This is a genomic window from Streptomyces sp. NBC_00663, assembly GCF_036226885.1.
Taxonomy (GTDB): Bacteria; Actinomycetota; Actinomycetes; order Streptomycetales; family Streptomycetaceae; genus Streptomyces.
Genome location: NZ_CP109027.1, coordinates 5,195,713 through 5,220,164 on the forward strand (window position 1 = coordinate 5,195,713; position 24,452 = coordinate 5,220,164).

26 protein-coding genes and 1 tRNA gene are annotated in these 24,452 nt (G+C 70.0%); 14 read left to right on the plus strand and 13 right to left on the minus strand.

All coding sequences use genetic code 11. The features are described from left to right. Positions 1-103 precede the first annotated feature (103 nt). Together OG866_RS23810 and OG866_RS23815 are read right to left on the minus strand one after the other, a co-directional pair. Positions 104-1,177 (minus strand): C40 family peptidase, encoded by a 1,074-nt coding sequence (locus OG866_RS23810; protein ID WP_329337605.1) that lies wholly within the window; start codon positions 1,175-1,177, stop codon positions 104-106. Positions 1,178-1,348: 171 nt separating this feature from the next. Next, entirely contained in the window at positions 1,349-2,146 is a 798-nt protein-coding gene (locus OG866_RS23815) for a class I SAM-dependent methyltransferase (RefSeq protein WP_329337607.1), read from the minus strand. A gap of 233 nt (positions 2,147-2,379) precedes the next feature. Here OG866_RS23815 and mshA point away from each other — a divergent pair, with 233 nt between their 5' ends. Both mshA and OG866_RS23825 read left to right on the plus strand, forming a co-directional pair. Continuing rightward, positions 2,380-3,717: a D-inositol-3-phosphate glycosyltransferase gene (gene mshA, locus OG866_RS23820; RefSeq protein WP_329337609.1), complete on the plus strand. Its 1,338-nt coding sequence runs from the start codon at positions 2,380-2,382 to the stop codon at positions 3,715-3,717. After that, positions 3,710-4,222 (plus strand): YbjN domain-containing protein, encoded by a 513-nt coding sequence (locus tag OG866_RS23825; RefSeq protein WP_329337610.1) that lies wholly within the window; start codon positions 3,710-3,712, stop codon positions 4,220-4,222. The genes mshA and OG866_RS23825 overlap by 8 nt, the downstream gene beginning before the upstream one ends. On the opposite strand, the gene OG866_RS23830 is transcribed toward OG866_RS23825, so the two are convergent. Next, positions 4,214-5,008, minus strand: a complete 795-nt coding sequence (locus tag OG866_RS23830) for an AraC family transcriptional regulator (protein WP_329337612.1) — start codon at positions 5,006-5,008, stop codon at positions 4,214-4,216. The two genes, OG866_RS23825 and OG866_RS23830, sit on opposite strands and share 9 nt — an antisense overlap. Positions 5,009-5,057: 49 nt before the next feature. Between OG866_RS23830 and OG866_RS23835 the strand changes: the two genes are divergently transcribed. Further along, positions 5,058-5,483 (plus strand): DUF2000 domain-containing protein, encoded by a 426-nt coding sequence (locus OG866_RS23835; protein ID WP_329337614.1) that lies wholly within the window; start codon positions 5,058-5,060, stop codon positions 5,481-5,483. A gap of 314 nt (positions 5,484-5,797) precedes the next feature. Next, complete coding sequence (locus tag OG866_RS23840) at positions 5,798-6,022, plus strand: hypothetical protein (RefSeq protein WP_329337615.1); 225 nt, start codon at positions 5,798-5,800, stop codon at positions 6,020-6,022. A gap of 66 nt (positions 6,023-6,088) precedes the next feature. On the opposite strand, the gene OG866_RS23845 is transcribed toward OG866_RS23840, so the two are convergent. Beyond that, positions 6,089-7,351, minus strand: a complete 1,263-nt coding sequence (locus OG866_RS23845; protein WP_329337616.1) for an MDR family MFS transporter — start codon at positions 7,349-7,351, stop codon at positions 6,089-6,091. 152 nt (positions 7,352-7,503) lie between these two features. Between OG866_RS23845 and OG866_RS23850 the strand changes: the two genes are divergently transcribed. Beyond that, entirely contained in the window at positions 7,504-8,265 is a 762-nt protein-coding gene (locus OG866_RS23850) for a phosphoglyceromutase (RefSeq protein ID WP_329337617.1), read from the plus strand. 120 nt (positions 8,266-8,385) lie between these two features. Here OG866_RS23850 and OG866_RS23855 read toward each other — a convergent pair whose 3' ends face one another. From OG866_RS23855 to phoU, 3 genes are all read right to left on the minus strand, one after another. After that, complete coding sequence (locus tag OG866_RS23855; RefSeq protein WP_329337619.1) at positions 8,386-8,634, minus strand: SCO4226 family nickel-binding protein; 249 nt, start codon at positions 8,632-8,634, stop codon at positions 8,386-8,388. 139 nt (positions 8,635-8,773) lie between these two features. Beyond that, positions 8,774-8,929, minus strand: a complete 156-nt coding sequence (locus OG866_RS23860; RefSeq protein WP_329337621.1) for a hypothetical protein — start codon at positions 8,927-8,929, stop codon at positions 8,774-8,776. Between the two features lie 150 nt (positions 8,930-9,079). Further along, complete coding sequence (gene phoU, locus OG866_RS23865; protein ID WP_329337622.1) at positions 9,080-9,772, minus strand: phosphate signaling complex protein PhoU; 693 nt, start codon at positions 9,770-9,772, stop codon at positions 9,080-9,082. A 246-nt stretch (positions 9,773-10,018) separates the two neighbouring features. Between phoU and OG866_RS23870 the strand changes: the two genes are divergently transcribed. Both OG866_RS23870 and OG866_RS23875 read left to right on the plus strand, forming a co-directional pair. Continuing rightward, positions 10,019-11,272 (plus strand): sensor histidine kinase, encoded by a 1,254-nt coding sequence (locus OG866_RS23870; RefSeq protein WP_329337623.1) that lies wholly within the window; start codon positions 10,019-10,021, stop codon positions 11,270-11,272. Further along, positions 11,269-11,949 carry a response regulator transcription factor gene (locus OG866_RS23875; protein WP_015659563.1) on the plus strand — a complete coding sequence of 227 codons (681 nt, stop codon included), beginning with the start codon at positions 11,269-11,271 and terminating at the stop codon, positions 11,947-11,949. The genes OG866_RS23870 and OG866_RS23875 overlap by 4 nt, the downstream gene beginning before the upstream one ends. 96 nt (positions 11,950-12,045) lie before the next feature. Here the strand turns inward: OG866_RS23875 and OG866_RS23880 are convergent, their stop codons facing one another. Further along, positions 12,046-12,675 carry a DUF461 domain-containing protein gene (locus OG866_RS23880; protein ID WP_329337625.1) on the minus strand — a complete coding sequence of 210 codons (630 nt, stop codon included), beginning with the start codon at positions 12,673-12,675 and terminating at the stop codon, positions 12,046-12,048. A 627-nt stretch (positions 12,676-13,302) separates the two neighbouring features. On the opposite strand from OG866_RS23880, the gene OG866_RS23885 reads away from it, so the two are divergent. The 6 genes from OG866_RS23885 (at position 13,303) to OG866_RS23910 (ending at position 19,606) form a co-directional block, all read left to right on the plus strand. Next, positions 13,303-13,785 carry a CarD family transcriptional regulator gene (locus OG866_RS23885; RefSeq protein ID WP_003953493.1) on the plus strand — a complete coding sequence of 161 codons (483 nt, stop codon included), beginning with the start codon at positions 13,303-13,305 and terminating at the stop codon, positions 13,783-13,785. 305 nt (positions 13,786-14,090) lie between these two features. Beyond that, complete coding sequence (gene ispD / locus OG866_RS23890; protein WP_329337627.1) at positions 14,091-14,855, plus strand: 2-C-methyl-D-erythritol 4-phosphate cytidylyltransferase; 765 nt, start codon at positions 14,091-14,093, stop codon at positions 14,853-14,855. Then, positions 14,845-15,345, plus strand: a complete 501-nt coding sequence (gene ispF / locus OG866_RS23895; protein ID WP_329337629.1) for a 2-C-methyl-D-erythritol 2,4-cyclodiphosphate synthase — start codon at positions 14,845-14,847, stop codon at positions 15,343-15,345. Before ispD ends, ispF begins: the two co-directional genes overlap by 11 nt. A gap of 52 nt (positions 15,346-15,397) precedes the next feature. After that, on the plus strand, positions 15,398-16,798 hold the full coding sequence (cysS, locus tag OG866_RS23900) for a cysteine--tRNA ligase (protein WP_329337630.1): 1,401 nt from the start codon (positions 15,398-15,400) through the stop codon (positions 16,796-16,798). Between the two features lie 111 nt (positions 16,799-16,909). After that, positions 16,910-17,851, plus strand: coding sequence for a 23S rRNA (guanosine(2251)-2'-O)-methyltransferase RlmB (gene rlmB / locus OG866_RS23905; RefSeq protein ID WP_329337632.1), 942 nt, complete (start codon positions 16,910-16,912; stop codon positions 17,849-17,851). 117 nt (positions 17,852-17,968) lie between these two features. Continuing rightward, positions 17,969-19,606 carry a DoxX family protein gene (locus OG866_RS23910; RefSeq protein WP_329337633.1) on the plus strand — a complete coding sequence of 546 codons (1,638 nt, stop codon included), beginning with the start codon at positions 17,969-17,971 and terminating at the stop codon, positions 19,604-19,606. A 110-nt stretch (positions 19,607-19,716) separates the two neighbouring features. On the opposite strand, the gene OG866_RS23915 is transcribed toward OG866_RS23910, so the two are convergent. The 3 genes from OG866_RS23915 to OG866_RS23925 form a co-directional block, all read right to left on the minus strand. Then, positions 19,717-20,448, minus strand: a complete 732-nt coding sequence (locus tag OG866_RS23915; RefSeq protein ID WP_329337635.1) for a nucleotidyltransferase family protein — start codon at positions 20,446-20,448, stop codon at positions 19,717-19,719. Positions 20,449-20,520: 72 nt separating this feature from the next. After that, positions 20,521-20,964: a hypothetical protein gene (locus tag OG866_RS23920; protein ID WP_329337636.1), complete on the minus strand. Its 444-nt coding sequence runs from the start codon at positions 20,962-20,964 to the stop codon at positions 20,521-20,523. Positions 20,965-21,188: 224 nt separating this feature from the next. Then, a complete protein-coding gene (locus OG866_RS23925; protein WP_329337638.1) occupies positions 21,189-22,277 on the minus strand; it encodes an ABC transporter ATP-binding protein in 1,089 nt (362 codons plus the stop codon). A 215-nt stretch (positions 22,278-22,492) separates the two neighbouring features. On the opposite strand from OG866_RS23925, the gene OG866_RS23930 reads away from it, so the two are divergent. Beyond that, positions 22,493-22,566 (plus strand) — tRNA-Thr (locus OG866_RS23930). Positions 22,567-22,611: 45 nt separating this feature from the next. Here the strand turns inward: OG866_RS23930 and OG866_RS23935 are convergent. Together OG866_RS23935 and OG866_RS23940 are read right to left on the minus strand one after the other, a co-directional pair. Continuing rightward, positions 22,612-23,997: a tyrosine-type recombinase/integrase gene (locus OG866_RS23935; protein ID WP_329337640.1), complete on the minus strand. Its 1,386-nt coding sequence runs from the start codon at positions 23,995-23,997 to the stop codon at positions 22,612-22,614. A 64-nt stretch (positions 23,998-24,061) separates the two neighbouring features. Next, positions 24,062-24,259 (minus strand): helix-turn-helix domain-containing protein, encoded by a 198-nt coding sequence (locus OG866_RS23940; RefSeq protein ID WP_329337642.1) that lies wholly within the window; start codon positions 24,257-24,259, stop codon positions 24,062-24,064. Positions 24,260-24,452 lie beyond the last annotated feature (193 nt).

Consider the following 24,452-nt stretch of genomic DNA (forward strand, 5'->3'; position numbering starts at 1 on the left):
TTGGACACCCCGCCCGAGGTGGCGGAATGACGAACGTCACGTCCACACCGGGTTTGTACGACGCCCGAGGTGCCCTGCGTCACGTGACCCCCGCCACGCGGCCTCACGCGTCCGGCCGCACCACCGCCAGGATCGGCATCGACCCCGCCCCCGCGATCGTCACCGTCCGCCCCGGCCGCGGGGCGTGCACGATCGCGCCGTCACCCAGGTACATCGCGACATGGCTGGCATCGGAGTTGTAGATGATGAGGTCGCCGGGCCGCATGTCCTTGACGTCGACCTTCTTCAGCTGCTTCCACTGCTCCTGCGAGGTCCGCGGAATGGGCTGCCCGGCACTGGCCCAGGCCTGCGAGGTGAGCCCCGAGCAGTCGTACGACCCCGGCCCCTCGGCGCCCCATTCATAGGGCTTGCCGATCTGCGCGGTCGCGTACGCCACGGCCTTCTTGCCCTGGGCGGACGCCTTGCCGTCGATCTCGTCGAGTATCCCGGAGTCGAGCCAGGCGGTCTGCGCCTTGTAGGCGGCCTGCTGCTCCAGCCGCGCGAGGCGCTCCTTCTCCTCCTTCTCCAGCTTGGACTCGAGTTCCTCGGCGGCGGCGATCCGCTTCTTGACCTTCTTCTTGGCGGCGGCCTTGGCCTTGCGGTTGGCCTCCAGCTTGGTCCACTGCGCGGAGGCGTCCTCGGCGTACTGCTCCAAGTCCTGCTGGGCGCGGGTCATTTCCGCCAGGAGCCCCTTGGTGGCGCGCTGCCCCTGGAGCACCCGCCCGGCGCCGTTGAGAAAGTCCTCCGGGTCGTCGCTGAGCATCAGCTGCGCCTCGTCGGGCAGTCCGCCGCTGCGGTACTGGGCGGCGGCCGCGGCCCCCGCCCGCTGCTTCAACTCGGCGAGCTTCTCCTGCCCCTTGACGATCTTCTTCGCCAACGCCACGATCGCGGCCGACTGCTGGTCGGCGGCCTCCTCGGCGGCGTTGTACTGGTCCGTGGCCACGGCGGCGTCGTGATAGAGGTCGTCCAGCTGGGTGCGTACGGCCTCAAGGTCCTTGTTGGTCACGGGGGTGGCGGACGCCGAGGGCGTCGGAGTGGGGGCCGGCGCCGCGAACGCCGTACCGGGCGCCGCCAGCACAGTGACCGCACAGACCACGGTCACGGCAACAGTCACCAGCCCACGCTTGCCCGCACCCATACCCCAGCCCCCATATCTGATTTACCGTCAGTAACTTACGGACGCCTGGGGATCGTGCCATGTCATGACAGAAAACGACAGAGGCAGTGCATCCCTCCCCCTGATCCACCCGCCCCATGACGATCTCCCCATCCTTGTGACGAACGACTCACAGAGATCGTTCCCCGCAGGTCAGCGACCCCGAGGCGCCAACGCCTCCCACGCCACGGTCACTTCGCCCTGCCGCCATCGCACCGGCCCGTCCAGCACCGGCCAGTCGGCCCGCAACTCCCGTACGGCCCGCATCCACCGCTGCCGGGCCCCGTACGACGCATAGGGCGCGGCAGTGGCCCACGCCCGGTCGAAGTCCCGCAGAAAGGCATGTACCGGCTCCCCGGGGACATTCCGATGGATAAGCGCCTTGGGCAGCCGCTCGGCGAGATCGGACGGCCGCTCCAGTGACCCCAACCGTGCCGCGAAGGTCACCGTCCGCGCCCCCTCCGGCCCGAGCGCGACCCACACATGCCGCCGCCCGATCTCGTCGCAGGTCCCCTCGACGAGCAGCCCGCCGGAGGCCAGTCGGGAGCGCAGCCGCTCCCAGACGGCCGCCACCTCGTCCTCGTCGTACTGGCGCAGCACATTGGCCGCCCGGATCAGCATCGGCCGCTGGGCAATCGGAATCTCGAACCCGCCGTGCCGGAACACCAGCCCGTCCTGTTCGTACGGTTTCGCCGCGGCGACCCGGGCCGGCTCGATCTCCACGCCCACCACACGCGCGCGTGGAGCGACGGTACGCAGCCGCGCGAGCAGCTCCACGGCCGTCCAGGGAGCGGCCCCGTACCCAAGATCCACGGCGACGGGATCAACGGCCCGCCGTAGCTCGGCACCATGAACGGCGGCGATCCATCGATCCATCCGCCGCAGCCGATTGGGATTGGTGGTCCCGCGCGTAACGGTGCCCACAGGACGACGGGCGGCGCGAGATGTCATACGTACGAGGTTATGCGGCACACGAGCCCCCCCGGCGCGGCCCCGACCCACAACGGGCCCGCACCGGCCGCCCCGCAACGCAACGCAAGCCCGAACAGTTGAGCGACCCACGGTAATGCGAGGGCAAAAACCGCCCAGCCCGGAATGGGAACGAGCCCCTCCGACGTTGCACCCCCTTGGAGGGCGCCCCACACCCTCCGTCCGGCATGCCCGCTGCAAGGAGGAAACGCCACGTGAGCCAGTACGTCAGCAGGCTCGGGCGTCGTTCCCCGGCCACGCCCCCGCGCCTCAGGCTGCACCGCCGCCCCCGCCGCGTAGCGATGCTCTCCGTGCACACCTCCCCCCTGCACCAGCCCGGCACCGGCGACGCGGGCGGCATGAACGTCTACATCGTCGAGCTGGCGCAGCGCCTCGCCGCGATCAACATCGAGGTCGAGATCTTCACGCGCGCGACCACGGCGTCCCTCCCGCCCACCGTGGAGCTGGCCCCCGGCGTCCTGGTCCGCCACGTGGACGCGGGCCCCTACGAGGGCCTCGCCAAGGAGGAGCTCCCCGCCCAGCTGTGCGCCTTCACGCACGGCGTGATGCAGGCCTGGGCCGGCCACCGCCCCGGCTACTACGACCTTGTCCACACCCACTACTGGCTCTCCGGCCACGTCGGCTGGCTGGCCGCCCAGCGCTGGGGCGTCCCCCTGGTGCACGCCATGCACACCATGGCCAAGGTCAAGAACGCCAACCTCGCCGACGGCGACACCCCCGAGCCCGCCGCGAGGGTCATCGGCGAGACCCAGATCGTCAACGCGGCGGACCGGCTCATCGCGAACACCACCGAGGAACGCGACGAACTCGTCCACCACTACGACGCCGACCCCGCCAAGGTCGCGGTGGTGCACCCCGGCGTGAACCTGGACCGCTTCAGCCCCGCGGACGGCCGCGCAGCGGCCCGCGCCCGCCTCGACCTCCCCCAGGACGCGCTCATCCCCCTCTTCGCGGGCCGCATCCAGCCCCTGAAGGCCCCGGACATCCTCCTGCGCGCGGTCGCCGTCCTCCTCGACGAACGCCCGGAACTCCGCTCCCGCATGGTCGTCCCGATCGTCGGCGGCCCCAGCGGCAGCGGCCTGGCCAAGCCGGAGGGTTTGCAGAAGCTGGCCGCCCGCCTGGGCATCGCGGACGTCGTACGCTTCCGCCCACCCGTCGGCCAGGACCAGCTCGCGGACTGGTTCCGAGCGGCGTCGCTGCTGGTGATGCCGTCGTACAGCGAGTCCTTCGGCCTGGTGGCGATAGAAGCACAGGCGGCCGGCACCCCGGTCCTGGCGGCCGCGGTCGGCGGCCTCCCGGTGGCGGTCCGCGACGGCGAGACCGGCTTCCTCGTACGGGGCCACAACCCCGCCGACTACGCGCGCGTGCTCGCGAACTTCGCCGACGACCCCCAGCTGACCGCCCGCGCGGGCGCCGCCGCCGCGCGGCACGCGCAGTCCTTCGGCTGGGACACCGCCGCGGCGGCGACGGCCGACGTCTACACGGCCGCGACCCAGGCCCACCGCCGTCACGTACGCTCCCACCATGGCTGACACGGAGAAGGCGGCGCAGGTCATCGAGGCCGTCCTCAAGGACAACGAGCTCGACTGGGAGAGCCCCGCCCCCGGCACCTACGTCGTCCAGCTCCCCGGCACCCGCAAACTGAAGACGACGGTCTCTCTCCTCGTCGGCCGCCACTCCCTCTCCCTGAACGCCTTCGTCATCCGCCACCCCGACGAGAACGAGCCCGGCGTCCACCGCTGGCTCCTGGAGCGCAATCTCAAGCTGTACGGCGTGAGTTACGCCGTCGACCGGCTGGGCGACATCTACGTCACCGCGAAGCTCCCGCTCGCCGCCGTCACCCCCGACGAGATCGACCGCCTCCTCGGCCAGACCCTGGAAGCGGCGGACGACAGCTTCAACACCCTGCTGGAACTGGGCTTCGCGACCGCCATTCGCAAGGAGTACGAGTGGCGCGTGTCCCGTGGCGAGTCGACCCGCAACCTGGACGCGTTCACGCACCTCACGCAACGTCCGGCGGACGGCCCCTCAAGCTGACGTGGCGTACCGCCCCGGTGTGACCCCCACCAACTTCCGGAAGTGCCGGGTCAGATGGGACTGGTCGAAGAAGCCGGTGGCCGCCGCGACCTCGCCGGGCCGCCGTCCCTCCAGCAGCAGTCGGCGGGCGCGGTCGACGCGGCGGGAGTTGAGGTACTGGTGCGGGGCGATGCCGTAGGCCGTGCTGAACGCCCGTACGAGATGGGCGGGATGGGCGTGCAGCAGTGCGGCGGCCTCCTCCAGGGCGACCCCTTCGACGACCCGCGCGTCCAGCAGCTCACGCAGCCGGCGGGCGAGCCCGGGGTCGGCGCGCGGGACGTCGGTGGCGAGGCGGGGCCGCAGATGTGCGGTGAGCCGCTCCCCGATGAACGTCAGCCTGCCGGCCGCCTCCAGCTCGTCGCCGGGATGGTCGAGGGCGTGGTGAAGCTGCCCCACGCGCCGCCGCAGGAGCGGGTCCCGCAGATCGGGGGTGTCCACGGCGGGCCCCACGAGATCCTCGCCCAGCACCGTGGTGTCGAGATAGACGACGCGTTTGCGGAAGCCGCCGGGGCCGGCGGGGGAGCCGTTGTGGGGGACGTGCGGCGGCAGCAGCGACACGGTGTCGTGCGGGGTGCCGTGCTCGTGCCGGTCGAGGTCGTACCGTACGGCCCCGTCGTCCACGATGAGCAGCGTCCACGCCTCGTGCACATGCATCGGATAGGCGTACCCGGTGAAGTGCGCGTGGAAGACCTCCCTGACACCCGGGACGGCCGGGCGCCAGGCGGAGACTTCCTGCCGGGCGGTCATGCAAAGAACGTACAAGACCGCGTCGGACCACGGCCCGCAAGCTTCCCGCATGAGTACTGAACCGATCCGCTTCGACACCAAGATCGCCGTGCTGCTGCGCGAGGACCTGGAGACCTGGCAGCGGCTGAACGTCACCGCGTTCCTCGTCAGCGGCCTCGGCACGGAGGTCCCCGAGGTGATCGGGGAGCCGTACGAGGACGCCGACGGAGTGCCCTCCCTGCGGATGTTCCGCCAGCCGGTGCTGGTGTTCGAGGGCACCAAGGAGACGCTGAGGACGGCTCACGCGCGCGTGCTGTCCCGTGCGCTGCCGCGCTCCGTCTTCACGAGCGACCTGTTCTCGACCGGCAACGACCGCGACAACCGGGCGGCCGTGCGGGCCGTGCGGACGGCCGACCTCGACCTGGTGGGGATCGCGGTGTACGGCCCGCGCAATGCCGTGGACAAGGTCATGAAAGGCGCGCGGATGCATCCGTGACGGAATCTGCACAGCGCTCGCGCAACCGCGCGGTGGGCGCAGGCCGCCGGGGCGAGTTGTCCGGTTCGCGGCCGCGGGGGCAACAGCTGTCGGCTCCCTGTGTGGGACGGGGTGTAGAGAAGCTGCCCCCAAACGGTGTGCGTGTCCTCATGGTTCGGGCGCGCCCCTGCTCAACTGCCGTGCCCCGGGAGCCGGGGAACTGGATGCCGGGCACGCTCCGTGGTTTGATCCTGCGCACCGCGCCCCGCCCGCTGTCCCCCGCGGGGCGGTTCCCCCCATGTGCTGTGCACCTCCATGTGAAGGGCAGTCTCCCCATGAACTCCGCTCCCCAGGTCCGGACCCTCGACCTCTCCGACGCCGAGCTCGACACCGTCTCGGGCGGTCTGGCCCCGCAGATCACCGTCACCGCCGGTGACACGACCCTCAGCAGCGACGACGTCCTGACCCAGCTCGACGGTGTCAAGGCGACGGCCCTGGGCGCCCTCGGTGGCACCCTCGGCGCGCTGCCGCACCAGGTCGGCGTGACGGTCGGTCTCTGATCCACCGACAGGCTCCAGGCCCCCTGCCCGCCGGGAAGTGCGGGCCGGGGGCCTGTCGCCGTCCGGTCAGGCCGCGCTGACCTCGGGCTCGGCGGCGGCGAGGGCCGGTGCGCCGGTGTTCGTCTCCTCGTCCGGCAGCCGCCGCATCAGGACCGCGTACCCCACTCCGGCCACCGTCCCGACGACGGCGCACAGCCCCCACAGCCACTCGGCGCCGTAGTGGTCGATGACGAGCCCGGACATCAGCGGGGCGACGAGGGCGGCGGCGGACCAGGACAGGGTGTACATGCCCTGGTAGCGGCCGCGGCCGTGCACGGGGGAGAGGCGGACGACGAGGCCGGTCTGGGTCGGGGCGTTGACGATCTCGGCGAGTGTCCAGACGCAGACGGTGAGGGCGAAGACGCCGATGGACCCGGCGAAGGCGGTGAGCCCGAAGCCGTACCCGGCGAGCAGGGACGAGATGACGAGCAGCCGGCGCGGGTCGCGGTGCTGGATGAACCGGGTGACCGGGATCTGGAGCGCGACGATGAGGACGCCGTTGACGGCGATCGCCATGCCGTAGTCGGCGGGCGTGAACCCGGCCTCGCCCATCGCCACCGGCAGTCCGACCGCGCCCTGCTGGAAGACGAGGGCGATGAGGAAGGACAGCCCGACGACACCCATGTAACGCCCGTCGCGCAGCACCGTCCCCAGGCCGACCTTCCCGTCCGCCGCCTTGTCGACGGGCGTGCGCTCGGGGCGTGACTCGGGCAGCTTCAGGAAGACGACGATCGCGCAGACGGCGGTCATGCCCGCCTCGATGAGGAAGCCGGCGAGATAGCTGAACTCGGCGATGAACCCGGCGCCCATGGAGGAGATCGCGAAACCGAGGTTGATGGCCCAGTAGTTGAGTGAGAAGGCCCGCACCCGGTCCTCGGGCCGCACGATGTCGGCCATCATCGCCTGCACCGCCGGCCGCGAGGCGTTGCTCGTCAGGCCGACGAGGAAGGCGACGGCGGCGATGGCGACAGGGTCGTGCATGAAGCCGAGCAGGGCGACGGAGGCAGCGGTGGAGGCCTGGGCGACGAGGAGCGTGGGCCGTCGCCCCAGCCGGTCCGTCATCACCCCGGCCCCGATGGAGGAGACGACTCCGCCGAGCCCGTGGAGGGAGGCGACGAGTCCGGCGTAGGCGGCGGAGTAGCCCCGGTCGAGCGTCAGATAGAGCGCCATGAAGGTGGCGACGAAGGCGCCGAGCCGGTTGACGAGGGTGCTGGTCCACAGCCACCAGAACTCGCGGGGGAGCCCGGAGACGGTCTCCCGCAGGGCGCGTCTCACGGTGACGAGTGGCATGGCGGATCCCCCGGTGCGGTAAGTGTCCCAAGCGGCGACCAGAACTTACGGCGGAGGCCGTCGGGGAGGCCACTCAATTAACAGATCCAGTCAACAGTCCGCCCATCGAGCGCCCGCGCGGGCGCCGCGGCCCTTGGATTACGCTCATACGCATGGCCGACGCACCGTACAAGCTGATCCTCCTCCGCCACGGCGAGAGCGAGTGGAACGCGAAGAACCTGTTCACCGGCTGGGTGGACGTCAACCTCAACGAGAAGGGCGAGAAGGAGGCGGTCCGCGGTGGCGAACTCCTACAGGCCGCCGGTCTCCTCCCCGACGTGGTCCACACGTCCCTCCAGAAGCGCGCGATCCGCACCGCCCAGCTCGCCCTGGAGTCCGCGGACCGCCACTGGATCCCGGTCCACCGCAGCTGGCGCCTGAACGAGCGCCACTACGGCGCCCTCCAGGGCAAGGACAAGGCCCAGACCCTCGCCGAGTTCGGCGAGGAGCAGTTCATGCTCTGGCGCCGCTCCTACGACACCCCGCCCCCGCCCCTTGAGGACGGCACGGAGTTCTCCCAGTCGGCGGACGCCCGCTACTCCTCCATCCCGCCGGAGCTGCGCCCCCGCACGGAGTGCCTGAAGGACGTCGTCGTCCGCATGCTCCCGTACTGGTACGACGGCATCGTCCCGGACCTCCTGGCCGGCCGCACGGTCCTCGTCGCCGCCCACGGCAACAGCCTCCGCGCCCTGGTCAAGCACCTCGACGGCATCTCCGACGCCGACATCGCGGGCCTGAACATCCCGACAGGCATCCCGCTGTCCTACGAACTGGACGCCAACTTCAAGCCCCTCACCCCGGGCGGCACCTACCTCGACCCCGACGCGGCAGCGGCGGCGATCGAGGCGGTCAAGAACCAGGGCAAGAAGAAGTAACCGTCACGATCATGCCCCTGAACTGCGCGGACGGCGCGGTTCAGGGGCATTTTCAGGTTCTGGGGTCAACCGGTGTGGGGGCGGGGTGCCCAGCGTCGTCGGCGGCTCGGCGGGCCGGTCTCAGATCATCAGGGTCACCGCGTGGACCTCGTCCGCCTTGTGGCCCGCGCGCTCGTGGACGCGTTGGACCGCCTCGGCCGAGGGGGCCTCCGAGAGGCAGTAGACCGTGCCGGACTCCGGGTCCGCCCAGGCGCGTTCGAAGTGGACGTTCTCGTCCTTCTCTATGGCGAGGTCTGCCTGGTGGGCCTCGCGCAGCTGGTCGGCGGTGATGCCTTCCATGCCGTGGTGTACGTCCATGAACCGGGTCATGGTCCGACACCTCCTTCCCGTTCCGCGCTCCCCTCCATGCTGCGCCCGGCACCCCGCCCGTGCGACCGCACAGCGAAGGGCCCCGGCGCGCACGCACACCGGGGCCCTTCACGTCGTACGAGATCCAAGCCGCCGTAGGTCAGCCGCACTGGCAGGGATTGCCCGACTGGCACCCGCACCCGCAGCCCGAGCCGCAGCCGCACGCGCCTATCAGCATCAGGTTCCTGACCTCGGCGGGCTGCTCGGTCTCGCGTTCCTGCGTGGGGTCGGGCGTCTTGCTGGGGGATTCGGCCATGGGTCCCTCCTCGGAACAGGCTGGATGCCTGTGTTCATTGCATGCCCGCCCAGGAGGTCGCATCAACGGCGCACTGAGGCTCGTACGCGCCCCGAACAAGCGCCATCACGCCGTCATCAGGCCGCCGCCGCGCCGCCGTCACGCCTTTGTTCAGGCTCCTTCCACGCCCGTCACCGGCTGGATGTCCGCCGCCTGAAGCTCGTCCGCGTGCTCACCCGTCACCAGGTACACCACCCGCTTCGCCACCGACACCGCGTGGTCGGCGAACCGCTCGTAGTAGCGGCCCAGCAGGGTGACGTCGACGGCCGTCTCGATGCCGTGCTTCCAGCGGTCGTCCAGCAGGTGCTGGAAGAGGGTGCGGTGCAACAGGTCCATCTCGTCGTCGTCCTGCTCCAGCTGGAGCGCCAGGTCGACGTCCTTGGTGATGACGACCTCCGCCGCCTTCGCCATCAGGCGCTGCGCGAGCTGGCCCATCTCCAGGATCGTGGCGTGCAGGTCGGCCGGGATGGCGCGCTCCGGGAAGCGCAGACGGGCCAGCTTGGCGACATGCTGGGCCAGGTCGCCGGAGCGCTCCAGGTCGGCCGACATCCGCAGCGACGTGACGACGATACGGAGGTCCGTCGCCACCGGCTGCTGCCTCGCCAGCAGGGCTATGGCCCGCGCCTCCAGCTCGTGCTGGAGGTCGTCCACCTTCTGGTCGGCCTCGATGACGCTCTCGGCCAGCTTCAGGTCGGAGTCGAGGATGGCCGTCGTGGCGCGCCCGATCGCCGACCCGACCAGCCGGGCCATCTCCACCAGACCGTCGCCGATCGAGTCCAGTTCCTCGTGGTACGCGTCCCGCATCAGGGGTCCCTCTCTTACGTCTGCCTCGGGGGTTCCGGGGGCCAGAACCAGCCTCCGGGAAGCCCGGGAAGGCTCCGGAGAACCGGCGCTGTGAACCCCACGCTCCCACGTTCGGCCCCGTACGCGTCGTTTTCCGCCACCCCAAATGAACCAACCCTGGCTCCAAGGTGAACTCTGGGCGACGAGTGTTCGAGGTCGCACCCCGATGGCTGTGGCCAGGACCGATCCCGTGCCTAACCTGGATGCATGGACGTGAACGCGGCGGTCGCCGCAGCGGCAGCGATCGCCGGAGTGCTCACCGGCGTGATCGCCATGCTGGCGTTCCGCTTCAGCGAGCGGGAGCAGAAGCGCCCCACACGTACCTCCCTGCACACCGACCCGGTGCTTCCGCCGGGCGTGGACACCGTCCTGTCCGTCCTCCGCTCCTCCGCGGTCGTCCTCGACGAGGCCGACTCCGTCGTCAAGGCCAGCTCGGCCGCGTACGCGCTCGGCCTGGTCCGGGGCGGGAAGCTGGCCGTGGAGCCCATGCTCCTGATGGCCCGGGACACCAGACGGGACGGGGAGATACGACAGGTCGAACTGGACCTCCCCAGGCGCGGCACCGGGCGCGGGGAGGCCCTCGCCGTCTCGGCCCGCGTCGCGCCCCTGGGGTCGCGTCTGGTGCTGCTCCTCGTCGAGGACCTCACCGAGGCCCGGCGCATCGAGGCGGTACGGCGCGACTTCGTCGCGAACGTCAGCCATGAGCTCAAGACGCCGGTCGGCGCGCTCTCCCTGCTCTCCGAGGCCGTCATGGACGCGAGTGACGACCCCGAGGCCGTGACGCGCTTCGCCGGCCGGATGCAGATAGAGGCGACCCGGCTCACCAACCTGGTCCAGGAACTGATCGACCTCTCCAGGGTCCAGAACGACGACCCTCTGGAGGACGCCGAGCCCGTCCGTGTGGACGAGCTCGTCGCCGAGGCCATCGACCGCTGCCGCCACCAGGCCGGCACCAAGCAGATCACCATGGCCTCCGGCGGTACGGCCGACCTGAGGGTCTGGGGCAACCGCGGCCAGCTCGCCGCCGCCCTCGGCAACCTCGTCGAGAACGCCGTCAACTACTCCCCGGCCCGCACCCGCGTCGGCATAGCCGCCCGCCGGGTGACCGCGCCCGGCGGGGACCTCATCGAGATCGCCGTGACCGACCAGGGCATCGGCATCTCCGACAAGGACAAGGAGCGCGTCTTCGAGCGCTTCTACCGCGTCGACCCGGCCCGCTCCCGCCAGACGGGCGGCACGGGCCTCGGTCTCGCGATCGTCAAACACGTGGCCGCCTCGCACGGCGGGGAGGTCACGGTGTGGAGCTCCGAGGGTCAGGGCTCCACCTTCACCCTGCGACTGCCGGAGGCGGGGGCCCCCCGCGACCGCGCACCACACCACCCCGGACTCGACGACGAGACCGGCGGGCCCACCGACTCATCCCCGTACGAACCGCTTCCCGCCCCGGAGGTCCTTCCGTGACCCGAGTGCTTGTCGTCGAGGACGAGGAGTCCTTCTCCGACGCCCTGTCGTACATGCTCCGCAAGGAGGGCTTCGAGGTCGCAGTGGCGACCACGGGGCCCGACGGACTCGACGAGTTCGAGCGCAACGGCGCCGACCTCGTCCTCCTCGACCTGATGCTGCCCGGCCTGCCGGGTACCGAGGTCTGCCGCCAGCTGCGCGGCCGTTCCAACGTCCCGGTCATCATGGTGACCGCCAAGGACAGTGAGATCGACAAGGTCGTAGGCCTGGAAATAGGAGCCGACGATTACGTCACCAAGCCGTTCTCCTCGCGCGAGCTGGTCGCCCGTATCCGCGCCGTACTGCGCCGCCGCGGCGAGCCCGAGGAGGTCACCCCGGCGGCCCTGGAGGCGGGGCCGGTCCGCATGGACGTGGACCGTCACGTGGTCACGGTCTCCGGCTCGAAGGTCGACCTCCCCCTCAAGGAGTTCGACCTCCTGGAGATGCTGCTGCGCAACGCGGGCCGGGTCCTGACCCGCATGCAGCTCATCGACCGCGTCTGGGGCGCCGACTACGTGGGCGACACCAAAACCCTCGACGTCCACGTCAAGCGCCTCCGCGCAAAGATCGAACCTGACCCGGGCGCGCCGCGGTACCTGGTGACGGTGCGGGGGCTGGGCTACAAGTTCGAGCCGTAGGCCGTAACCCGTAACCCGTAGCCCATACGCCGTCGTACGACGCACGAAGGGCGGGGCCTCCTTTTCGGGAGGTCCCGCCCTTCGTCGTACGGCTGGTTACTGGGCCGCGCTCTCGCTCGTCGTCGCGGAGGCCGACGCCTCGCCCGACGGGGTCGCCGAGCCCGTGGCGGACTCGGTGGGGGAGGGAGAGGTCTCGGCGGGGGCCGAGGGCATCTCGGTCGGGCCCCACTTCTCGAAGTAGCTCCCGGCCGGGACGACGAAGGCCTTCAGGCTCACGTCGCCGGTCTTGCTGAAGGAGAAGGTGACCTTCTGCGCGTTGCCGTCCTTGACGGCCTCGCTGCTGTTCTCCAGGACCGCGGTGGCGTTGCCCTTGCCGCCGAGGACGAGGGAGCCGCCGGCCGGGATGGTCAGCTTGCCCTTGCCCTTGGCGGGGGAGAGCTCGGCGGTGGCGCCGGCGCCGTCCACGGCGATCGCGTCCAGCGTCTGCGCGCTGGTGCCGTTGTTGAACAGGGTCGCGGAGATCACGGCGGGGCCGGTGGACTCCTGGTCGGGCTGGGTGATGACGACGGCGTTCTGCACCTTGATGTCGCCGACGGTGGTGGCCGCGTTGTCCGGCTTGATCTCCAACGTCTGGGCGTTGTTGCCGGCACCGCACGCGGCGAGCGAGGCGATCGAGAACGCGATGGCGGCGGCGGCGAGGGCACCGCGTCGATGGCTGCTGCTCACGGCGGCGGCAACTCCTTGACTCGAACGGGCGGGGACTGCATAAAGCCGCCCTAAGTGTCTGTCAGCGGCCTTAGGTTACCGAGCCGTTCCCGCGTCATCGCACCCGACCCTCCCCTCGGGGCGTCCGCTTCCCTCAGCAGGGCGTAGTCGGCGCTCGGGTCACCGGCTTCACAAGCGACTCCCTGGTCACTTTGGAGCAGTACTCGTCCGGCATTCACATAACAGCATGCGCATCCGCTCGCAAATCTTCCGTGAAGGAATCCGCGATCGCCCACGGAATTGATCAACGGGTGATCCGGTGGGCGCCGGTGATTGTGCGTGATCAATTCCGGAATCGGCGGGGAACGGACTCCGGACACCGAACGGAGTAGCGGAAGTCGCACACCTGGAACCAGACATATGGGGACGTTCGTCCTCTCTCGGAGGGCTCCGGATGCGTGTAACGTACGCGTTTCACCTCCCCCGGAGAGCCGCTCCGACCTGCGAATACTTTCTTCCGCTAGGCCTCCGCAGCACGTTCCTGTTGCTGTTGTCAAGCCCCGAGATATGCCCTGACCTGCGAAAACGCCATTCAGAACCCGCAGTTTCCGTGTTACCCTGGATAGCCACGGAAGGGGTACCTGTCACATGACGTTCAAGGTTGGCGACACCGTGGTCTATCCCCATCACGGGGCCGCGCTGATCGAGGCTATCGAAACTCGCCAGATCAAAGGCGTGGACAAGACCTACTTGGTGCTGAAGGTCGCCCAGGGTGACCTGACGGTACGTGTGCCAGCGGACAATGCGGAGTTCGTCGGCGTGCGTGATGTGGTCGGTCAGGACGGGCTGGACCGGGTCTTCGAGGTGCTGCGCGCGCCGTACGCCGAGGAGCCCACGAACTGGTCCCGTCGCTACAAGGCAAATCTGGAGAAGCTCGCCTCCGGCGATGTCATCAAGGTCGCGGAAGTAGTGCGTGACCTGTGGCGTCGTGAGCGCGAGCGTGGACTCTCCGCCGGTGAGAAGCGCATGCTCGCCAAGGCCCGCCAGATCCTGGTGAGCGAGCTCGCCCTCGCGGAGAACACGAACGAGGACAAGGCCGAGGCCCTGCTCGACGAGGTCCTCGCGTCCTGACGACGCCCGCTGCCGCCAGGCCCGGCTCAGCACACTGATAATGCCGCGGTGCCCGATGACGACGTAAAAGCTGTCGCCGGGCGCTGCGGCATGTTCATGCCCGGAAACATGCGTGCAGGCGCAGGCAATCGCAGGCATTCATCTGCATGCCCGTAATTCTTCGGGGGAAGCCCCCGATACTTGGCGTGCCGGGCCCGGGCACTGGCTCGACCGGCGCGTCACGGAAGGGTCCGGTCAAGGCGTCGCGCCCGGCACGCTGTCTGTCGTACCCACGTTGGCCGAGCACACAAACCTGACAGGAACCGATGTCTGACGATTCGCGCTCCTCGCTCGCGACAAGCCGTGCGGAAGCCCGTACCGCCGTCGTGATCCCGGCCGCCGGCCGGGGCGTACGCCTTGGCCCGGGCGCCCCCAAGGCGCTTCGCGCGCTCAATGGCACCCCCATGCTGATCCACGCGGTCCGCGCGATGGCCGCCTCCCGCGCGGTCTCCCTGGTCGTGGTCGTGGCCCCGCCCGACGGCGCCGCCGAGGTCAAGAGCCTCCTCGACGTCCACGCCCTGCCCGAGCGCACCGACTTCCTGGTCGTCCCGGGCGGCGCCGAGCGCCAGGACTCCGTCAAGCTCGGCCTGGACGCCCTGCCGCCGGAGTACGACATCGTCCTCGTCCACGACGCCGCCCGCCCGCTGGTCCCGGTGGACACCGTCGACGCCGTGATCGAGGCCGTACGGGACGGCGCGCCGGCCGTCGTGCCCGCGCTGCCCCTCGCCGACACGGTGAAGGAGGTCGAGCCCGCTTCGGTCGCGGGTGACCCCGAGCCGGTCGTCGCCACCCCCGAGCGCGCCCGCCTGCGTGCCGTGCAGACCCCGCAGGGTTTCGACCGCGCGACCCTGGTCCGCGCCCACGAGACGGTCACCGACAACGTCACCGACGACGCCGGCATGGTCGAGCGGCTCGGCCTCACCGTCGTGGTCGTCCCCGGCCACGAGGAGGCCTTCAAGGTGACCCGCCCCCTCGACCTCGTCCTCGCCGAGGCGGTCCTGGCCCGCAGGAGGCTCAACGATGGCTTCTGAGACGCCCGTGCTCCTGCCCCAGGTGGGCATCGGGACCGACATCCACGCCTTCGAAGAGGGGCGCGAACTGTGGTGCGCCGGTCTGAAGTGGGAGGGCGAGGGGCCGGGTCTCGCCGGCCACTCCGACGCCGACGTCGTCGCCCACGCCGCCTGCAACGCGCTGTTCTCCGCGGCGGGGCTGGGCGACCTCGGGCAGCACTTCGGCACCGGGCGGCCCGAGTGGTCGGGCGCCTCCGGCGTCGTACTGCTCACGGAAGCGGCCCGGATCGTGCGGGACGCCGGATTCCGGATCGGGAACATCGCCGTACAGGTCGTGGGACCGCGCCCGAAGATCGGCAAACGGCGGGACGAGGCGCAGAAGATCCTGTCCGAGGCGGCCGGCGCTCCCGTGTCGGTGTCGGGCGCGACCACGGACGGACTCGGCTTCCCCGGACGCGACGAGGGGCTGATGGCGGTGGCGACCGCGCTCGTCGTCCGAACCGCAGGGTGACTGTTATCCACATCCGTCCGATGCACTAGGCATCGCCTACTACCCTGGACCCGTGACTATTCGCCTGTACGACACCAACGCCCGGCAGATCCGTGACTTCGTCCCGCTCACAGCGGGCTGTGTCTCGATCTACCTCTGTGGTGCCACCGTGCAGGCCGCACCGCACATCGGGCACATCCGGTCGGGGCTCAACTTCGACATCATGCGCCGGTGGTTCGAGTACCGCGGCTACGACGTGACCTTCATCAGGAACGTCACGGACATCGACGACAAGATCATCAACAAGGCGGCCGAGCAGGGCCGCCCGTGGTGGTCGATCGGGTACGAGAACGAGCGGGCGTTCAACGACGGTTACACCGCGCTCGGCTGCCTGCCCCCGACCTACGAACCGCGTGCCACCGGGCATGTGACCGAGATGGTCGAGATGATGCAGGGCCTCATCGAGCGCGGTCACGCCTACGAGGCGGAGGGCAACGTCTACTTCGACGTGCGCTCCTTCCCCGGCTACCTGGAGCTGTCCCGGCAGGAGCTGGACAACCTGCTCCAGCCCGCCGGTGACGGCGAGACCGGCAAGCGGGACCCGCGCGACTTCGCCCTGTGGAAGGCCGTGAAGCCGGGTGAGCCGAGCTGGTCGACGCCGTGGGGGCGTGGCCGCCCCGGCTGGCACCTGGAGTGCTCGGCCATGGCGCACAAATACCTCGGCACCGCCTTCGACATCCACGGCGGCGGCCTCGACCTGATCTTCCCGCACCACGAGAACGAGATCGCCCAGGCCAAGGCCTTCGGCGACGACTTCGCGCAGTACTGGGTGCACAACGCCTGGGTCACCATGGCCGGCGACAAGATGTCCAAGTCGCTCGGCAACAGCGTGCTGGTCAGCGAGATGGTCAAGGCCTGGCGCCCCATCGTGCTGCGCTACTACCTCGGCACTCCGCACTACCGCTCGATGATCGAGTACAGCGAGGAGTCGCTGCGCGAGGCGGAGTCGGCGTTCGCCCGCATCGAGGGCTTCATCCAGCGGGTGGTCGAGAAGGCCGGGGGAGCCGTCGAGCCGTCCGCCGAGGTGCCGCTCGCCTTCGCCGAGGCCATGGACGACGACCTGGGCGTCCCGCAGGCGCTCGCCATCGTCCACACCACGGTCCGCCAGGGCAACAGCGCCCTGGCCGCCGACGACAAGGAAGCCGCCGTGGCCCGCCTCGCCGAGGTCCGCGCCATGCTCGGCGTCCTTGGCCTCGACCCGCTCGACCCGCACTGGGCCGGTGAGACCGACCGAGGCGAGGATCTGCACGGCGTGGTCGACAGCCTCGTACGCCTTGTCCTCGACCAGCGCGAGGCCGCCCGCGGACGGAAGGACTGGGCCACCGCGGACGCCATCCGCGACCAGCTCAACCAGTCCGGACTGGCCATCGAGGACGGTCCGCAGGGACCGCGCTGGAGCCTCGGCCCCCGCTGAGTCCCACCCCGGCCACGAAGATCGATTGTGCCGTCCGGCTCTCCGGGCGGCACACTTCATAGACGTACTCATAGACGTACGAACATTTCGACGACGTAGGACAGGTAGGTCATGGCAGCCAACAACCGCCGCATGTCCGGCAAGAAGGGCGCGCAGGTCGGCAGTGGCGGCCAGCGACGCAAGGGTCTCGAGGGCAAGGGCCCGACCCCGCCCGCCGAGATGCGCAAGAAGCACAAGGCGAACCGCATCGCGAACGCCAAGGCGAAGCAGGCGGCGCGCCGTCCCGCGCCGCGCGGCCGGGGCGGCAAGGGCACGTCCGAGATGGTCGTGGGCCGTAACCCCGTCTTCGAGGCGCTGCGCGAGGGCGTGCCCGCGACGACGCTCTACGTCCAGCAGTTCATCGACAACGACGAGCGGGTGCGCGAGGCGCTCCAGCTCGCGGCCGAGCGCGGCGGGATCAACCTCATGGAGGCCCCCCGCCCCGAGCTCGACCGTATGACCAACGGGCTCAACCACCAGGGTCTGGTCCTCCAGGTCCCGCCGTACGAGTACGCGCACCCCGAGGACCTCGCCAGCGCCGCCTACGACAACGGCGAGGACCCGCTGATCGTCGCCCTTGACGGCGTGACCGACCCGCGCAACCTCGGTGCCGTCGTCCGCTCGGTGTCGGCCTTCGGCGGCCACGGTGTCGTCGTGCCCGAGCGCCGCGCGGCCGGGATGACCGCCGGTGCGTGGAAGACGTCCGCCGGTACGGCCGCCCGTACGCCGGTCGCCCGCGCCACCAACCTCACGCGCGCGCTGGAGGGTTACAAGAAGGCCGGCATCGCCGTCGTCGGCCTCGCCGCCGACGGAGAGCACGAGGTCGGCACACTCGAGGCTCTCGACGGCCCGGTCGTCATCGTGGTCGGCAGCGAGGGCAAGGGCCTGTCCCGACTCGTGGGCGAGACCTGCGACTTCCGGGTCCGCATCCCGATGCCGGGCGGCGCCGAGTCGCTCAACGCCGGTGTGGCGGCCGGGATCGTGCTGTACGAGGCGGCGCGCCGACGCGCCTGAACACGCGTGCCCGTCCTCACCCGTACGGGGTAATCGGGGTGTTCTGCGCAAGCTTGACGCGGTCCGGACACATCCGGGCAGTCAAAGCAGTGTCCTAAGCACACGTCACTCGGTTAGATGAGTGTGGACACCAGAACACCCCGCACACCCACGGGGGACCGCTCGTCGGGCTTCAACTCCGGATTCGCCTCCGGACTCGACGACGCTCCCGCGCTGAGCATGGTGAAGGTGCCGAGCGATCCGGCGCAGATCATCGTCAATCACGCCAGCTTCCGCGTGCAGTTGGGCGCGACGACGAGACGCGCGGCCCAATCCCCGCGGATCGCCCGGCACTTGAGCGCCGCCGAGGACACCGCCCGGATGCCCGCCGTCGGCACCGCCGGCACCGGCGCGGCGCGCCGCCGGCCCGTCGTGTGGAGCGGCAGGTCCGCCCCCGACGACACCGGCGCCCACCGCCTGCTCCAGGCCGTTCGAGGCGGCGTCCGCCCGCTCGAGGAGCCGGGCGCCGCCGACGCCGGAGCCACCCAGGTCATCCCCCGCATCGACGTGGACAGCGGCTACGGCCCCGGCTACGACGACGCGTTGACCCAGACCGTCGAGACCCCCGTCGTCGGCGCCCAGCGCACCCACGAGCCCCTCCTGCCCGGCATGCGCACCGTCGGCAGCGCCTACGACGAGGAACTCGCCTACGCGGACGAGCAGTTCGCCGAAGCGGTCGACGAGGAGACCGGCACCCCCGGCAGGCGCCACGGCGACGACCCCGCCCGGCACGCCTACTACCCGGGCCGCCGGATGAACCTCGGCGTCGTCCTGCTCCCGCTGCGCATCTTCCTCGGCTTCATCTCCATCTACGCCGGCATGGGCAAGCTCTGCGACCCCGTCTACTTCGACGGCGGCAAGCGCGGCTCCATGGTCAAGTGGCTCAACACCCTGCACCCCTGGGAAGTCGCCGAGCCGCTGCGCCAGTTCGCCCTGCACCACCCCGTCGGCTCTGGCCTGGTCATCGCCTTCCTCCAGGTCATCGTCGGCGTCCTCACCATCCTCGGCTGCTGGCAGCGCGTCGCCGCCGTCGTCGGCGCGATGCTCTCCGCCGCGCTGCTCCTCACCGTCAGCTGGAAGAGCGTCCCCGCCTACGACGCGCCGGACATCATCTATCTCGCCGCCTGGTCCCCACTGATCATCGCCGGCGCCCCCGTCTACTCCATCGACGGCCGCCTCGCCGGCAGCGCCTGGCGCCGCCTCGGACCCCGCTCCGACATCTGGGAGCTGCGCCGCTACGTTCTGCGCCGCGGCGCCCTCGTCAGTGCCATCGTCATCGGCCTCACCCTCCTCATCGGCTCCCTCCTCGGCGGTGCCGTCCGCGACGCCGACCGGGTCGTCGTCCCGGGCCCCGGCGAGGCCCCGCGCAACGAACTCCCGGGCTCCCCGCTCCCGCAGGACCCGGCCAAGCACAAGAAGCGTCCCTCGGCCTCCACGTCCCCCACCCAGGGCGCCACGGCCGGTTCCACCCCCTCCGGCGCCGCGACCACCCCGGGCGCCACCCGCGACACCAGCACGGCCGGCACGCCCAGCCAGACCCAGGGCACCGGCCAGGCGCCGCCCCAGCAGTCCTCCCCGGCCCAGCAGGCCCCCAGCACCAGCGCAGGACCGACCGGCTCCACCGGCGGCACCGGCGGCACCGGCTCGAGTGGCGGCACGGACACCGGAGGCACCTCCTCCGGCGAACCGGGCCTGGTAGGCGGCCTGTTGGGGTAGAGGGGCCGGTGGGAGGCATCCTCGGGCAACCCACCGGCTGAACCGCAAGCCCGACGACGAAGGGCCCCGCAACTGCGGGGCCCTTCGTGATGTCCGTACCACGGGGGCCGCTAGCGGCCCAGCGCCGCCAACTCCGCGGCGGCCTCCGTCAGATCCTTCGCCGTGTCGATCGCCCGCCAGTACGCCCCCTGCGGGATCGGGAACCCGGCCAGCCGCAACTCCCGCGCCAGATGCGGGAACGTCGTCCGCTCGTGGTCCCCGCGCTCCGGGAGCAGCTCGGCGAACTCGGGCGAGAAGACGTAGACACCGGCGTTGATCTCGTACGTCGTCGGCGGGGCCTCGATGAAGTCGGTGATGTGACCGAACCCGTCGGTCTGCACGGCACCCCACGGGATCCGCGGACGCGCCAGCGCCAGCGTCGCCACCGCGTCGCGCTCGGTGTGGAAGTCCGCCATCTCGCGCAGCGAGAACCGGGTCCAGATGTCACCGTTGGTCGCGTACCAGGGCTTGTCGGGGTGCGGAAGGTGCGCCGCCGCGTACTTGAGGCCGCCACCGCGGCCCAGCGGCTCCTGCTCGATGACGGTCGTCACGTTCACCGGCAGATCGGCCGAGTCGAGCCACTTCTGTAGGACATCGGCGAGGTGGCCACAGCTGACCACCACGTCGGTCACGCCCTCCTCGGCGAGCCAGACAAGCTGATGGCCGATGATCGGCGTCCCCGTACCGGGGATCTCGACCATCGGCTTGGGCCGGTCGTCGGTGTAGGGGCGCAGCCGTGAACCCTGGCCGCCGGCCAGGACGACGGCTTGAACGGGGCGGGACGCGGCGTTCGGATCGGTCATGACCGAACTGTACGGCGCGTCCCGCCGGCGGCTTCTGCCGGTGACCGCTCAGCTGTTGCGGAGGCGGCCGCCTCAGGTGTGCGAGGCGGCCACACCCGTGGCGAAGGAGGTGTCGCAGACGGGCCGGGCGTACGACTGCGCACGCGTCGGGCCGTACACCCGCACCGCCGCACGGCCCAGGGCGCGGGCGATCGAGGCGCAGTGCTTCGCGAGCGAGGGACGGTCGTTGACGGCCTCCTGGAGGTGGGTGAGCGCGACACCAGGGTTCTCCTCCTGGAGCTCCGCGAGGAGCTTGTCACGCAGCACGTCCTGCGGGGCACGGGCCTTCGCACGCGCCGCCGAGATGTCGGAGGCGGTGAGCACCGAGTCCGAGGGGCTCCCCGTCCAGTTGACCCGGGTGACCGCGAGGGTTCCGGAGAGCACCAGGAAGACGGGCAGGACAAGGGCGAGCGTGCGGCCGATACGGCGGGCGGGGCCCCGGCCGCGACGCGTCTGTTGGTTAGTGGAGTGCTTCACGCGTGTGAGGGTAGCGCGGGGTGATGATTTGGCGACATTTAGTCACCGGTTCGGGGGATGAACTGGTGCCCCGAATTGGGTAAGGGGTTGACGCACACGGCTCGAAATGCCCGGTCTGTCGGGGTATTTGGTGGCAGTCTCCCGAACACGACAAGGGCCCCGCAGACGTCTGCGGGGCCCTTGTCGTCAACCTGGGTGATTTACCCGGGTTGTTCTGCTGTGGGTCAGTCCGACAGGCGGGCGCCCGTGGACGTCGAGAACACGTGGGTCTCGCCACCGCGCGGCACGACGTGCAGCGTGCTGCCCTTCTCCGGGACGTCACGGCCGCTGACACGGACGACGAGGTCCTTGGCGTCGGCGCCGACCTTCGCGGTGCCGTAGACGTACGCGTCGGCGCCGAGCTCCTCGACCACGTTCACCGTGACCGCGAGACCCTGCTCCGACTCCGCGCCGGCCACGTCGAAGTGCTCCGGACGGACACCGACGGTGACGGTCTTGTCCGTGGCCGCGGCGAGCGCCTCACGGTCCACCGGCACGACTGACTTGCCGAACTTCACACCGCCGTCGGTGATCGGGACCTCGACCAGGTTCATGGCCGGGGAGCCGATGAAGCCGGCGACGAAGAGGTTCGCCGGGCGGTCGTACATGTTGCGCGGGGTGTCGACCTGCTGGAGCAGACCGTCCTTGAGCACGGCCACCCGGTCGCCCATCGTCATGGCCTCGACCTGGTCGTGGGTGACGTAGACGGTGGTGATGCCGAGACGGCGCTGGAGCGAGGCGATCTGCGTACGGGTCGAGACACGGAGCTTGGCGTCGAGGTTCGACAGCGGCTCGTCCATGAGGAAGACCTGCGGCTCACGCACGATGGCGCGACCCATGGCGACACGCTGACGCTGACCACCGGAGAGCGCCTTCGGCTTGCGGGCCAGGTAGTCGGTGAGGTCGAGGATCTTCGCCGCGTCCTCGACCTTCTGCTTGATCTCCGCCTTCGGCACGCCGGCGATCTTGAGCGCGAAGCCCATGTTGTCGGCGACGGTCATGTGCGGGTACAGCGCGTAGTTCTGGAACACCATGGCGATGTCCCGGTCCTTCGGCGGCAGGTGCGTGACGTCACGGTCACCGATGCGGATCGCACCGCCGTTGACGTCCTCGAGCCCCGCCAGCATGCGGAGGGAGGTCGACTTGCCACAGCCGGACGGACCGACCAGAACGAGGAACTCTCCGTCCTCGATGTGGATGTCAAGACCGTCTACGGCGGGCTTCTCGGTGCCCGGGTAGATCCGGGTCGCCTTGTCGAACGAAACAGTGGCCATGGTGATGGGCCCCCTTCTACCGGCAGGAACGTGCCGGACGATCCGTTGTAGGAAGGTGGTGGTGTAGTCCACACAGGTGAACTTGGAGGGACGCTACCTGGCGTTTGCCGGATCTGTCAGTAGTCCGGGGCATGTGAACTTCGTCGAAATTTTCGAGAGGGCTCTGCCGGGACCTGGGTACACTGCACGGGCGCGTACGCGACAGACGTACGTCTGCCTCCTTAGCTCAGATGGCCAGAGCAACGCACTTGTAATGCGTAGGTCGTCGGTTCGAATCCGACAGGGGGCTCTCGTGATGCCCAGCCCAGACAGTGTCTGAGCTGGGCTTTTGTGTTCATCGGATGCGGCGTCGGCGACGTGCGCGGGCCGTGCGTCGGTCCTCGGTCTCAGTTGTGGTCTCAGTCGGGAGTTCCGGGCCCGGCATGAAGTGGTCTCCCATACGACGCATGGCGTCCTTGGAGAGGTGGGATCTGCCCTTCACGTAGCGGCGGGTCTGGCTGATCTGGGTGTGGCGGAGGATCTCCATGATCGTGGGCATGTCCACCCCGAGTTCGTTGAGGATCGTGCCGGCGGTGTGGCGGCTGCCGTCGTAGAGGCGGCGGTCGTCGATTCCGGCTTCCGCGAGGAGTTCCTTGAATTCCTCCCAGTCCTGGCGAGGGTCGAGGGGGCGGCCGTCCGGCCGCGCGAAGACCAGCTTGTGTTCCTCCCACGAGTCGCCGGCCGCGATCCGCATCGCTTCTTGCTGGGCTTGGTGCTCGCGCAGGTAGGGGATGAAGGGTGGCGGGATGGGCACGGGGTTCTGGCTCTTCTTGGTCTTCGGTCGGGTGAAAACGAGCCCGCCGCCTTTGCGCTCGGGGCAGACGCTCGCGTGCCTGGTGCAGCCCTTGGGGCAGGGCTTGGGGCACCCGCGTTTGTAGCTCTCGTGACGCTTGCAGCCGGGCGGGCACGGCTCGAAGCGGTGGAGGCGCGCGCCGCACGCGTGGGGGTCCTCGCAGCCGTGGCGCCACGTGAGCCGCTGGAGCTGCCACCGGGGGTGGAACAGCTCGTCGTCGAGGTCGACGTACGGCCACCGCAGACCGAGCGTCTCGCCCTGGCGAAAGCCCATGCCGACGCCGACGCACCACCGCATGAAGGTGGGGCGCCTTGCTGCGGCTTTCAGAAAGGCCTTGGCCTCTTCTTTGGTGAAGGGGTTCGCCTCGGTCTCGTCGACCGTTGGCGGGTCTACCAGGGTCGCCACATTTTCGACGATGAGGCGGCGGCGGTGGGCGATTTTCAGGGCGCGAGAGAGGATGCGGTGCACCTTGAGGACGTGGGACGGTGCGTGACCCTCGTCGAGCATGACGCGGTACATCCGCTCAAGATGTTCCGGCTGGAGCTTGTCGATCCGGTGCTTGCCAATGCCCGGGATGATGTCGTTGCGGGTCTTGGACCAGTAATCGTCCAGGGAACGCGGCTTGAGCTTCAGGGAAGCGATGTCGGTGAGGTAGGTGGTCATCCACTCTTCGACGGTGGGCTTGCGGCCGGCCTTGGGGGCGCGGCCCTTGTCGCGGAGGGCTTCCAACTCGCGGACCTTGCGCTTCACTTCAGCCTCGGTCCGGGCCCGGCGGTGGCGGCGGTCGGGGCTGCCGTCGTCCTTGACGCCCATGGTCACGCGGCCGTGCCACCAACCGTCGCTGCCCTCGTAGATGGACGACTCCATGTTCGCGTTGCGGGGGCTCATGTGCTCCTCCATGCGGGAGGCGGCCCCGGACTGGTGGTCCGGGGCCGCCTCGGGTGTGCGTGGGTTAGTTGGGCAGGGGTTCGAGGTTGTTCACGTAGGCCTCAAGGTCGCTTCGGCGGATGCGGCGGGCGCGACCGCGCTTGACGTACTTCAGGGACCCTTCGGCCATCAGCTCGTAGACGGTGGAGCGACCGAAGCGCAGGACCTTTGCGGCTTCGGTGGGGGTGTAGAGCAACTGGTCGGGTGCGAGGGCGGTGTTCATCAGGTGTCTCTCCTCGGAGGCTGCTCGGGGTGCTCTGAGAAGTTCGGGTGATGGGTGCGGCTGTCCGCGTCTGTCCGAGGCGCGGATTTCTGCGTCATCGCGTCACATACGTCATTCAGGCCTCTGAGCTGGGCTTATGTGGTGACGCGGATAGTGCAGGGCGTGTCACAGGGCGGGGGTGGGCTCTGTCATC